This is a genomic window from Psychrobacter sp. APC 3426, assembly GCF_030408035.1.
In the GTDB taxonomy this organism is placed as follows: domain Bacteria; phylum Pseudomonadota; class Gammaproteobacteria; order Pseudomonadales; family Moraxellaceae; genus Psychrobacter.
On the sequence record NZ_JASDCF010000002.1, the window covers coordinates 199,344 to 212,092 of the forward strand.

11 protein-coding genes and 1 tRNA gene are annotated in these 12,749 nt (G+C 40.7%); 7 read left to right on the forward strand and 5 right to left on the reverse strand.

What is annotated here, in order from left to right:
• Nucleotide 1: 1 nt before the first annotated feature.
• The 5 genes from QL919_RS03040 to QL919_RS03060 all read left to right on the forward strand — a co-directional run bounded on the left by QL919_RS03040 (nt 2) and on the right by QL919_RS03060 (nt 6,770).
• The gene (locus tag QL919_RS03040; RefSeq protein WP_290188120.1) at nt 2-3,118 is read left to right on the forward strand and encodes a hypothetical protein; all 3,117 of its coding nucleotides are present in this window, start codon (nt 2-4) and stop codon (nt 3,116-3,118) included.
• 93 nt (nt 3,119-3,211) lie between these two features.
• Nucleotides 3,212-3,505: a hypothetical protein gene (locus tag QL919_RS03045; protein WP_290188121.1), complete on the forward strand. Its 294-nt coding sequence runs from the start codon at nt 3,212-3,214 to the stop codon at nt 3,503-3,505.
• A 68-nt stretch (nt 3,506-3,573) separates the two neighbouring features.
• Nucleotides 3,574-4,056 carry a hypothetical protein gene (locus QL919_RS03050; protein ID WP_290188122.1) on the forward strand — a complete coding sequence of 161 codons (483 nt, stop codon included), beginning with the start codon at nt 3,574-3,576 and terminating at the stop codon, nt 4,054-4,056.
• Between the two features lie 1,331 nt (nt 4,057-5,387).
• Complete coding sequence (locus tag QL919_RS03055) at nt 5,388-6,248, forward strand: hypothetical protein (RefSeq protein ID WP_290188123.1); 861 nt, start codon at nt 5,388-5,390, stop codon at nt 6,246-6,248.
• Complete coding sequence (locus QL919_RS03060; RefSeq protein ID WP_290188124.1) at nt 6,249-6,770, forward strand: hypothetical protein; 522 nt, start codon at nt 6,249-6,251, stop codon at nt 6,768-6,770.
• 99 nt (nt 6,771-6,869) lie between these two features.
• On the opposite strand, the gene QL919_RS03065 is transcribed toward QL919_RS03060, so the two are convergent.
• The 4 genes from QL919_RS03065 to QL919_RS03080 form a co-directional block, all read right to left on the reverse strand.
• Nucleotides 6,870-7,253 carry a hypothetical protein gene (locus tag QL919_RS03065; protein ID WP_290188125.1) on the reverse strand — a complete coding sequence of 128 codons (384 nt, stop codon included), beginning with the start codon at nt 7,251-7,253 and terminating at the stop codon, nt 6,870-6,872.
• The gene (locus tag QL919_RS03070; RefSeq protein ID WP_290188126.1) at nt 7,226-7,519 is read right to left on the reverse strand and encodes an excalibur calcium-binding domain-containing protein; all 294 of its coding nucleotides are present in this window, start codon (nt 7,517-7,519) and stop codon (nt 7,226-7,228) included. The genes QL919_RS03065 and QL919_RS03070 overlap by 28 nt, the downstream gene beginning before the upstream one ends.
• A 149-nt stretch (nt 7,520-7,668) precedes the next feature.
• Nucleotides 7,669-8,271: a hypothetical protein gene (locus QL919_RS03075; RefSeq protein ID WP_290188127.1), complete on the reverse strand. Its 603-nt coding sequence runs from the start codon at nt 8,269-8,271 to the stop codon at nt 7,669-7,671.
• Nucleotides 8,272-8,302: 31 nt separating this feature from the next.
• Nucleotides 8,303-8,905, reverse strand: coding sequence for a hypothetical protein (locus QL919_RS03080; RefSeq protein WP_290188128.1), 603 nt, complete (start codon nt 8,903-8,905; stop codon nt 8,303-8,305).
• Nucleotides 8,906-9,622: 717 nt separating this feature from the next.
• On the opposite strand from QL919_RS03080, the gene QL919_RS03085 reads away from it, so the two are divergent.
• Nucleotides 9,623-10,324, forward strand: coding sequence for an IS1 family transposase (locus QL919_RS03085; protein WP_290188129.1), 702 nt, complete (start codon nt 9,623-9,625; stop codon nt 10,322-10,324).
• An 85-nt stretch (nt 10,325-10,409) separates the two neighbouring features.
• Complete coding sequence (locus QL919_RS03090) at nt 10,410-12,440, forward strand: acyltransferase family protein (RefSeq protein WP_290188130.1); 2,031 nt, start codon at nt 10,410-10,412, stop codon at nt 12,438-12,440.
• A gap of 165 nt (nt 12,441-12,605) precedes the next feature.
• On the opposite strand, the gene QL919_RS03095 is transcribed toward QL919_RS03090, so the two are convergent.
• Nucleotides 12,606-12,692: transfer RNA gene (locus tag QL919_RS03095), tRNA-Leu, on the reverse strand.
• Between the last annotated feature and the right edge of the window lie 57 nt (nt 12,693-12,749).

Here is a 12,749-nt window from a genome sequence, read left to right on the forward strand (position 1 = left end):
CATGGCATCAAGCTCGCTTGGCACACTAACACTAGATTTAGCGATAAAGCTAAGCGAGTTTAGCGACGGTCTCACACGCGCAGAACGAGAAGCAAGAGACAGCACAAGTAATATAAGCGATTCAGTGCGCGGCATGCGGGATAGCATTGCAGATGATATGAGTAAGATATCAGGCTCAATGGCAGGTATGGCTATCGGCGCAGTGGCGGTGGCAGGTGCTGCAATGGCGGCATTTGCGATTGAAACCGCTAAAGCTGATGTGCAGCTTGGGATTATGGCTGGTACGGCAAACAGTAGCTTAAAATCATTTCAAGTCTTAACGCACGCAGCAGCAGGGTTTGGCGTTGAGCAGGAAGCATTAGCAGCAATCCTAGCTGACACGCAAGAGAAGTTAGGCGAGTTTAGTGCGACAGGCGGCGGCGGTGCGGCTGACTTTTTTGAAGCGCTACAAAATAACACCAAGATGACCGATGAGGAAATCCGAAATCTTGGCAAGACGCTACAAGGTAAAGACGGCGTTGGCGCTATCCAGTATCTAAAAGATGAAATGGATGCGTTAGGTGCTACGTCACAAGAGCAACGCTTTATCATGGAGAGCTTGGCCGGTGATTTGGGCAACTTGATGCCATTGTTTGCTAACGGCGGTTTGATACTCAAAGAATACGGTACACAGCTCGAAGATGCAGGTGTTATCAAATCACAAGCTGCTATTGACCAATCTAGGATATTAGCCGCTGAAACACAAGCTATTCAGACTAAATTCGAGGGATTAAAGACGCAGTTAGTGGCCGACATGATTCCCGCCCTAGGTACGCTTGCGACACATTTTTCACACAGCACGGATAAGGGTTCTGATTTCAGAGAAGAAGTCACAGATATTGGTAAAGCCGTTAATGTTACTGCTGCAATGATTGTTGGATTGGCGGCGGGTGTTGGTATATTTAGTTCGGTTCTGCAGCAATTCAGCATCCAAGCAGGGAGTTTGGGTCAGACTGTAGAAGATTTTTACAATGCTGACGGCTTTAAGGCAAAAGGCGCGGCATTAGCAGCGGGTGCAACCAGACAGGCGGCGGCAGGCTTAGCAGGTTACATGACTGTAACCAATCAATATAGAGAAGCTGTAAATACGATCAACACACTGATGGACGGTCAGAAACTTAGATTGAGTGACTTAGGTCAAACTTATTATGACTCAAATACTTTTCTTCAAAGCTACAATGAGGGTTTAGAGGTTAGCACTCAGCAAGCAGACGAAAACGCCAAAGCGGAAGATAAGCGAGCCAAAGCGCTCGATAAAACAGCCAAAGCTCAGGAAAGACTTGTCGGTATTAGTGGTGACACTGGCATTGGCAAGGCTCACTTGCACGTACAGTATCGTGATAAGAGCCGACCAGTTAGCGCAGCCGACTTGGGTAGATTTCAAGCAGGTGGTAAAAAGATAGCCGACTACCCCATGACATCGGGATTTGGTAAGCGCAATACTGGCATTAAAGGCGCGTCAAAATACCATCGCGGTACTGATTATGACATACCTAAAAATACAGCAATCACTACTACGGTGCCGGTCGCTGGCGTGAAAACTTGGCATGATGCAAAGGGCGGTGGTTATGTATCGACCATTACTTTTGAAGATGGTGTTGTTATTGATTTATTGCATCAGATGCCAGGTGTCATGGGTATCGATAAGGGTGCCAGTTCGGGCAATAAGTCTATGGACACAGCATTGGCAAAAGCTGACGCTATGGCGCAGAAAGCCGCAACCGATGCACTAAGAGCTGAGCAGGAATTGCAGCGCAAGCGAATGTCTATTGTGAGCCAATACGCGACCAATAAGGAGAGGGTTGAGCTTGATCATAAAGATAGAGTTCTTAGTATTAAGAGTGCCCATGCGGAAGGTTCAGCCGACTACGTAAAGTACATTGCGCGTGAAGAAGAACGCTACACAAAAGAAAAGAACGCCACATTGCTATCTATCACTGAAAAGTATTTTAGTGAAGAACAGAAAATCCATGATGACCATAAAAAAGCAATAGCGGTCATTGAGAAAGAGTTTGTTGAGGGTGACCCGAACAGAGTCTTATTTGTTGACCTTCAAAACGCCGCTTACGAAGAGGACTTGGCGAACTTTAAGTTTGCATCTGAGGCCAAGCTACGCCAGCAGAACAAGATGTATCAGTCAATCGCTGACAGCGCCCGAGCAAATAGCAGAATGTCGGATAGTACGGGCTTGGATAGCGTCATGAAGCGTACAATGGACGATGATCAATACGCAAGCTGGCGGTTATCGCAAGATTATGTGGAAGATTTCGACTCTGTTAACAATCAATACTCTAATCGTAAAGACGAAATTAACGCTAAAGATGAGAGAGACGAAGACTATTTACTGCCAGAGCTTGAGCGTAGCGAGTTGCTATTGTTAGCGCGCCAAGAGCATTTAGACGGCATGTGGGCGCTCGAACAAGACTATACGCTCAAACAACAGTCACTTGATGAGCAGTTGAAAGATAAGCGAATCCTAATGCAAGAGACCGCATTTGGTAGTATGACAACTGCAGCAGCGATGTTCTTTGGTGAAAACTCAAAGATGCACCGCGCCGCCTTTGCATTAGAAAAAGCTTATGCTGTGCAAAAAGCACTAATGACAGTAAAGACTACTTACTCAAATACTTTTGATGCAATATCTGCTATCCCAGTGGTTGGTCCTTACCTAGCAGTGCCAGCCGCGATTGCAGCATCCGCTATGCAGGTAGCTCAAGCTGCCGGCATCAGCAGTATGTCAGCTCCATCAGTATCGGGAATCGCCCACGGTGGTCTTGATTATGTGCCTAAAGAGTCAACGTACTTACTCGATAAGGGTGAGCGCGTATTATCACCCAATCAAAACTCAGACTTAACCAAGTTCATGAACGGTGGTGGTAATAACAATAGCAATGTACAGGTTAATATTATCAACAACTCAAGCGCGCGCGTTCAGTCTAGCGCCGACGGAAGAACTGTAACAATCACAGACGTCCGCAACGAAGTTAAGCGCGGATTCGATGAGCTGAACAATCCTAATAGCCATCCTTCTAAGATGGTTAATCGTAACGTACGAGGTGGCCGCCGAAGACAGGTATGACATCACTAAACCGAAAGCATAATTATAAAACAGACCTGAAAACCACATCGAAAATCGCGAATGTAGCGACCGACCATACTAATAGAGGTATTTATGAACGCCAACGAAGAAGTTGTGAAAAACATAGTAGAACCAATAAGCTTCAATGTAGTCAGCCGTAGTATAGCTAGCTGCCACTTAGCATTTGCGCTTGCCAAGCACTTGATTGAAAAAGATGTTATCGACCTAGATGACTATATGGAAAGTCATAAGGCTACAGAGGATTCCCTTAAGGCTGAAGCTTTGAAAATTAAATCTGATGGTGACGAGGCAGAGGCAAGAATCCATACAGGTCATATAGAAGCCACGTTTGAATTGCACAGAACCGAACTTGCAAAACTTTATTAATCAAAAGCCCAAACGACAAACGAACCTAAACCCGCGCATTTAACTTTAATCGGAGGCGTTAACTTCTCATGAATAACTTTGCGCTACGGCCACTGCAAAGAGGTTACACACCCGAGGTTGCAAACAACGTACTAGAGCAACAACTAATGGGTGGTTTTGCTCGTCAGCGCGTGCAGTTTGTCAATAACACGCACACTGTTACAGCATCAGTCATGCTTGATGATGCTGGCAAGCAGCAGTATTTTTGGGCATTTTGGAACAGCCATCAAGATAACCCACGTCTTTTTTTATGGCGTTTGATTGTTAATGAAACTGAGCTTACCACTTGTGTCTGTCAGTTTATCGCCGGGTCGCTACAGGTTAGTGAGCGCGACGGCAAAGTCTATAGCGTGTCGTTTGGCATCCGTATTAAGCCAAACAATACTGGCAAAGAGTTTGATCAAGCCATTATCGATGCTTGGAATGATGGCGACCCACGCAGAATGCTGGACCTACTTTCAAGGTTGGTCAATGAGGATTTACCAGATGCATTAGGATCACTACAACTCTAAAAATAACAGGTATTGTCGATAGTTGTCTTCAAAGAAGTACAGCCCTTAATAGGCTAGCGGGGTTCGCCTTTGCCAGTACCTACTCTGTTTCAAGCCCACCTAAACAGGTGGGCGTTTTTTTGTGCCTACGATTTGACGAAGAAGGCAGGTTATTATCTAAAACTATGCTTTTACGAAAGACTGATATCCCAACATCAAATTGAGGATGGGATGTCAGCGTTGTTGAGTGCAGTAGGGCGTCAATAAGCTCACACCCTTTCTCATAATACAGGCTTGATGCCTGCGAGGAGGAAGTCTCCACACAGCTATGTTAATACCTATATCACTGAAATCGTGATAAAGATGACGTTTAGGGGGGGCTGCTAAAAAATAGCACACCCCTAGGGCGTACCAGCTGGCACACCCAAACCTATAGCACTAAAAACCCCTATTGGGGGACGTACAAAAGGCGCTGACGAGATACATCCAAATTTGGATGCATCTATTTAAATCCCCCCAAACTTGGGGGTATCTTTATATAGATATTCAACCAATAGGGGTAGGTTATTCGACTTCCGCCAATGACGGAAGTTAAAGGGGGTGCTAAAAAATAGCATACCCTTGCGGGCATGAATATCTATCCTCAACTTGAGGTTGGACAATCTAAGAGTGTTATAATTATAACGATACGCTATACATGTGTTTTTCACACCCCCCCCCATTGGGGGATTTTGCTAATAGACAAGGGTCTCCTAAAAAATAAGGGGAGTTTTTGCTGGCAAGATTATCCAGTCACCACTGGTGAATGAATAATCTAGGGGGTTCGTCATGATGACGAGCGGTACATGAACCTCCTCAATTTGAGGAAGTCAGAAATTACTGCGGTGGAAGAATGCATTGCTCAAAACTGAGCAGTGGTGGCAAGTTGACAGCACTGTCCAGTTTTGGATAATAGGGTTCGACATGATGTCGAGCCCTATTCAAGATTATAAATATTAATTGGCCAATAAAAAACCCGCTCAATGGCGGGTTGGGTGAAAGTATAGGAATAAAACGCTATAATATGAAACCCTTTAAAAATACAGGGTTGACACATACAAAAATAAGTGCTTTATGAATTGAACAAGTAATTCTAGAATGGTATTATCTATTTGTGATAGCTTGTGATAGCTTGTGATAGCTTGTGATAGCTTGTGATAGCTTGTGATAGCTTGTGATAGCTTGTGATAGCTTGTGATAGCTTGTGATAGCTTGTGATGCACCCTTACAATGTGCTTCTATATATATGTCCTTTGGGACGTTTTTTTGTATCTCGAATATCAACAGAGAAACATAGATAGTAAAGGTGAATTATGACACTACGTCCAAAAAAATCTAAGCAAGATGTTTTAAGGGATATTCTTGACGATATCATAAGTGAGTATTTCTCTAATCAGAAAGGAATAGTATTACCTGCTACTAATGCAAGTTTAAAAGCTTATTTAGATAAAGCAGAAAAGAATATGCAAGGTGCGCCAGCTATATACTATCTTATTAAAGGGTTAGCTGAGATGGCTAAAGGCAATATCAAAGCTACAGAGAAGCATTTTGTTAATGCACTTAGACTTGATCCTAGCCATCCTACAATCATGGCAAATTATGCTACGATTCTCTACCTTTTAAAGCGTTATACGAAAGTACAAGAGATAGTTAGACAGCTATTTGAGGAAAAAAATGTTTCTCCAAAGGGAGATAGTGCAGTGAATACCAATCTAATGCATAGCTCACTTGTTACTCTAGACACCAGTTACTGTGAATCATCGAAAGTGATCGATAGCATTGATGGTTGGAGGGAGATTGTGACTTCTATTAAGAAAATAAAAGCAGACATAAATGAAGTTGACATTTCTTCTGCTGAATATACTGAGTTCTTGGGTGAATTAGAGTCTTTTATATTTTTAAAAACCCGTCAAATGGCAACATATAGATTAAGTATTGAAAATGGTTTAGATAGGTATTTGAAAATTGAAGCATTTTTAGACGTTAATGCAGATGAAGCTTCCTATTTAAATTCAGAGTTTACTACTTGTTTTGTAGATTATGTTTTTGATAACGAACGTCATGATCTGCTAGGTAAGTTTATAGTTTTTTTCAAACAAGAAAAGAGTCGCTATGACGGCACCAAAAAGCCTGATTCTTTATATCTCGGCATGAGTGAGGAATTGGTGGCTTAAATGGCTGTAACAATTAAAGACTTATACAAGCAGAAAGCGGAAGTTGATGATATGAGTTTTGGGTGTGCAGAAGCTCATAAGCGCCTAAGGATTATTCGCGGTTACTATGCTACTTTTTTGTATGCTAGTTCTTTATTTGATGCAGCCCATTTAAATGGACATGTTTTGATTAAATATGATTGCCCTCCTAATCCAACTGCAAAAACTCGTAATTATGGCTCTCATCAAAAAATAGCTATGAGTCTACAACGTTCTAAAATTAAGATTTTGGTTAACCTAGGCATAGATTTATTAAACTATCATGATCTCAGAAAAAAAGCAGAATACCATATAGGTCTTGATATTACAGAAGATGATGCAAACGCTGCCGAAGCTTACTTCAAGAATTTCAAAGAGCATATTGATTTTTATCTTGAGCATGGAGATCAACACATCACCAAGGCAAAGAAAGTAATTGATGTCACAAAAACTAGTGATGGTATTAAATTTAATAGTCGTAGAGGTCTTAAGATTTTAAAATAATAAGTAGCTTGTTAGACGTATTATTAGGCATTCGTAATCCATTCACGTAATGCCTTTTTTATTGCTATCAGTTCTTCTTCACAACCAAACCTATCCCATCTACTCACCACACGCCTTCAACCCAACCTTCACAGCATCACTCAAGTCGGCACCTTCCTTAATGCTATAAGGCACATTCGACTCCATACCGTTATGCTTCAGCGCTTTAGTAGCAGCCTGATTCAGTGGTGTACCGATGGATGAGTCTTCAATATAGCCAGCAGGCTGAAAATATACCTCAATACCAAAGGTAGGATAATAAACACATGATATATCGCCTGACGTGGTGAATGGGTAGGGCGTATCATGGTGAGCAGGCCAGAAAATCTCATGGACCTCAACATAACCAGAGACGAACTTATCTCTTTCGTCTTGGACAGGAGTACATGCAGATATTGATAGGACAGTAATACTAATCAACCACCTGGACATATCGATTCGCATGGCACACCGTCCTTGTCTCGGTCTAATCGAGTGTTACCACACTTAAGCGCTTGTTTGGCTTGCTCACAGTTAGCCATCTGACCACAAGTGCTTGGTAGGCCTTTGCACTGCGAACCACCGGCACCTTTGGCGAATAGTGGGTGGTCCACTTCTACAGGCTCTTTCAGAATAGCACTGCTATTAAACGGATTGTCTATTGTGCTGACAGCGCCATTGGATGAAAGAGCGAAAATGGATAGCGCTGCAGTTAGTAATAGTTTTTTCATGATTATTTCCTTTATCAATCCCAATTGAATATTATCAGAACACTATTGCTTGCCAGCAAAACACTTGGCTAATAACTATATAAAATAGATTTGGTATTCTGAAAAACGATGCAGCACGCGCGCGTCTTAAGTGAATATTCTTACAGCTATTAATCGGTACATCTCTTGATGATTAAGTAATATTGCTCTTGTGCTCTATACACTTCCAGCATATCGCCTGAAATATCCGCTTTAGAGTCAGACATAAATCTTAAGTACATTGTTATCTCTGACTCCATGGCGGCCATAAGGTTGGCTTGTGCCTTTGTAAGGCATGGCGTAACGCTGAGCTTATCCAACTCACGTTTGATGGACTGCATATCTTTGACAACAGCATGTAGCGCAATTCTAGACGTTCTACTCGCAATGGCGCTCGCATCAGTCCAGCGGCCCATTATTTCATCAAGCTTGGCTCTATCTTCTTTCTCAAAGTTAATGCTCTGATACTCTATATCAGGCTGTGGCTCAGACGCCTTGGCGGTGATTATCTGCTGTGCCTTCTCAGGCATTGCCTCGAACTCCATCCACTGCTGTTCAGCTTCCGCTTGCGTTGCCTTGTCGCTCTCAACCTTAGCGAGCTGACCACGTAACGCCTCAGTCTCAGCAATACGAGCAATTCTATTTTTCTCAGACTGAGCACTACTGTAATAATTAAAGCTAATAATAACCAATAGTGCCAGTGCCGCTATTGCGACTATCTTTTTAATATCCATTATTTTTTCTACTAAGATAGGTTTTAGGAATTTAACTTAAGTCTTCAATACTCAGCTTCATTTGTAGAGCATCATAACCTCTTAAATTAAACTCAACTTCGACACTTCTATTGAGACCAATAATAGGCAGTGTAACTACGGCTGAGTTGGAGCGAGTGAACTTGTCAAATAAGTCCTTACCAACTTGCGCATTAACTGGCACTAAAACCTCATTACTTGCACTGTATCGCATAAGATAATTTTGTCTTCCACTATTAAACTTTATAGGGATTTGACATGTAGGAGTACAAGATACTTCCGATCCAGCAAATATTTTTACTGACTCTGATATACCGCTCGGTCTTATACGTTCGCGTTCAACGTAAAAAAAAGACCTTGCTTCCAATCCCTGAAAATCAGGGTTTGGATAAGTATTCAGCGAGCTATTCTCAGCTTTTGTATAGAATACCTCTCCATCGCTATTTTTTACTGAAGAATAACGCCAGTTGCTTTTGTCATCAGGGGTACTAGGCACAGTCGGCTTTGTAACAGTATTACCAATGCCACCGCCAGGTCTAGCGTAATCCATAGTGTCATACCCACCACCACATCCACTCAGCGCCAATACTAATCCCACAGTCAATAGCTTTTTCATAGCCAATACTCAACAAAATTATATTTACCTAACTTTAACCGATTAGTGAGATTTGAGCAATGTAGATAAGCACCTATAAGCACCTATAAGCTATTAAATATAGTTTTATATTCTGAATCTACAATAATAGGCTCTCGGCCTTGCTCTGACTTTAAATTTAATCAGTCATTAGTATTTCGGTGTAATGAAAATTGGTGCTTGCCGGCAGGCGTAAATGAATGAGCGTTTAAAAGCGTACCCAACGAGCTTAAATACAAGTTGGTAGGGTAGGGATATCACAATCAATTACAAAATATTATTGAGCTGATGCGATAGATTTAGAGGCGTTTTTTAACGAAAATCGATTGTTGGTATTATGGTTGGTATTGTCTATTTTGTAATTTAAAATAACTTTATTTATCAATAGTTTGAATTAATAGTTTAGTTTCCGCCATCTCCACCAAATATTAAAAATCCGATCACTTAATGTGGTCGGATTTTTTTTTGCTTTTTCAAAAGTTTTAGTAAGTGTCTAGGATATCCATCTGTCTATAATGTGGATGCTATAGTTGGTATTCATCGATGATAAGAGGTAATCTATAAAAAAAGGACTTAATTATTTTTTGTATTTTATTATCAATACCAAAATGACAGATAATTATTCGGTGGTGTATCAAAAAGTATGCTGGAGTAATAAAGGAAGGGTAACAGCCGAAGCAAGATGATATATTTGAGGTTATGAAGACACAAATACAGATCAATTGCCCCGACTGTCACAGTCTTAGTCTAAAGAAAAATGGTATAAAAAGCTATGGCAAGCAGAACTACCAATGTAAGGACTGCAAACGCCAATTTATTGGCGATCATGCGGTAACCTATAACGGCTGTCACTCTAGAATAGAAGATCTCATACGACTGATGACTGTCCGAGGTTGCGGCGTTAGAGACATAGCCGTTATAGCCAAGGTTAGCATTGGTAAAGTGCTTAGCACCATAGGCTCATCCATTTACAAGATTGTACCTAAGAAGCGCTACTATGAACGCTTAGAGGTTGATGAGTTCTGGACTTACGTATATCGCAAGAAACGTAAAGTGTGGCTCATCTACGCTTATGACCGTGCTACTAATGAGATTGTCGCTTATGTCTGGGGCAAACGTGACCTAAAAACGGCTAAGAAGTTAAGAGCACGTTTAAAGCAGCTTACAGTCAGCTATGGCTCTATCAGTATGGACAACTGGGACAGTTTTATAACCGCCTTTAGAAGTGATAACAAACGAATTGGCAAACAGCATACGGTAGGTATAGAAGGTAATAACTGCCGTCTTAGACACCGATTGCGTCGGGCGGTTAGAAAGACTTGTTGCTTCTCAAAAAAGCTTGATAATCACTTTAAAGTATTCGATCTGGTGTTCTTTTATGTCAATTATGGTTACGTCTGATGCCAGCATACTTTTTAGAACACCACCAATTATTCTAATGCAGGAATATTAATCTTGTAGTTCCCTGCTTCAAGGAAAGTATGTAATGGATATAGATACCTATAAAACGACATCATACAGGTATGATATACAAGGAGTACGCGCAATCGGTGCGATTCTCATTATGGTTTATCATATTTGGTTTAGTAAGGTATCGGGCGGGGTGGATGTATTCTTCGTTGTTTCTGGGTACTTTATGGCAGGGATGCTGGCACGGTCATACTTAAAAGATGGACAGGTGAATCCTTGGGGGTTTTGGGGAAAAATAATCATCAGGATAGCTCCCTTGTGTTATACGGTGATTGCAGCGACCCTTGTATTAGGCTTCTTCTTTATGCCTGCACACCTTTGGCGAGGTGGCATAAATGAGGTTTTTACTAGCGCATTACAGATTGAAAACTGGCAATTGATTAGAGTAGGCACTGATTATCTTACTAGTAGCGATCCGCGAAGTCCATTTCAGCAGTTCTGGGCATTATCATTACAAGTCCAGTTTTATGTCATACTACCTTTTGCTCTATATTTAAGTATTTTTTTATCGAAATTTTTTGGTATATCTAAATTCAACATCTTAAAGTCAGCCTCATTTACTGTAGTTTTAATCATCGCTTTATCTTTTGGTTTCTCTGTATATTATACGGCTATCAATCCGTCAGCAGCGTATTTCCATACGGCGTCTAGAGCGTGGGAGTTTTTTGTAGGCGTTGGCATCTTTATTGGCTCACCTTTTATTGCACTGCCCCTAAGAAATTCCCGAATTTTAATATGGTTAGGTTTTTTATTACTTTTAGCTGTCGGCTTGTTTGTGCCCGAGAGTGCAACCTATCCAGGTTATATAGCTATTCTTCCAGTAGCTGCCGCTGGAATGATGATTGTAGGTGGAATAGCAGAAAAGAATGGGTATATATATAGGTTGCTATCATCTAAGATCCTTGTATATATAGGCGGAATATCATTTTCATTATATCTTTGGCACTGGCCTATTCTTATATACTTTCAGCACTACTCGGGCACTACGCCAGGCGATATGAGTATGATAGAAGGGTTTACTGTAATTAGTTTAGCATTTGCATTATCAGCTTTATCAAAAAAATGGATAGAAAATTCTTTTTTAACTATCAGATCAAAAAATAAGTTCATTCCTTATTTTACTGGGCTATTATTTTTAATTCCAGTTTTACTCTCTAGCTATTATGTTCGTTCAGAAGTCGTTAAAGAGTTTGATAAAGTTAAGAAAATGGATTATGTGGCTGATAATTACTATCATGGTGAGAGCGCATATGTACAAGAAGGGCCATCACATATCGGATTAGGAAGATTTATTGGCATCTATAATGATTTAACCAAAAGTTATCTTGATGAATGTGGTTCAGGCATGAAAGATGGAAAAATTGTTTCTTGTAGCTTTGGAGATAAAAGTAGTGACCGTACTGTTCTCTTAGTAGGAGGTAGTCGACTTGGACATTGGGAGCCAATGTTTTCTCATTTGGGTAAAAAAAATGATTTCAAAGTGATTACGGCTATTTTGGGAGATTGCTCATTTGGATATCATCCGAAAAACATGATAGACAATCATATTTGTAATGATTGGAATAAAGAGATTGTTGGGTATATATCGAGAATGAATCCGCAGCCAAGGGTGGTGGTGGTTAATAGCTCGAGATCAGATGGCGACGGGGAGTTTATGCCTCACGGATATCTTAAGAATATTAAAGAAATATTATCACTAGATATTCCTGTTATTGGAATACGTATTAATCCAACTTTCAATACTCCTAACTCATGCTTATGGAGAAATAGTAAGAATGCCTATAAGTGTGCAACTAGCTACTCATCATCGCTTAAGCCAATAAATCCCGCTATGATAGTGAAAGACAAGGAAAAACTGAAGGCATTCTATCCTGTTGATTTTACGAACATACTTTGCCGCGATGGTATGTGCCCAGCTGTTTTTGATGGATACCCAACAATGAGAGACAAGAGCCACTTTACTGAAAGCTATATTTTATATCTTTCAGAAGCGCTAGAAGAGTCCTTAGACAGTCAAGTTGGTGGATTTTTAAGACTGTTGGAGTAATATCTTTATTACTGCTAGATAGAAATAAAATAGCGAGTATTATAATACGAAGATGCTATTAAGGAAATTATTGACTTGCTACTAACTATAAGCCAAATAGAGTTTGAATACAAAAGTGATAAACAAGAAAAAGGCTTCCAATTGCTTGGAAGCCTTTTAATGTAATGGTACCCGGAGCCGGACTTGAACCGGCACGCTATTACTAGCGAGGGATTTTAAATCCCTTGTGTCTACCAATTTCACCACCCGGGCAAAACTTGTTTTATCTTTAACGTAAGCTAGCTGATAGACCATCTAGTTACTAGATAA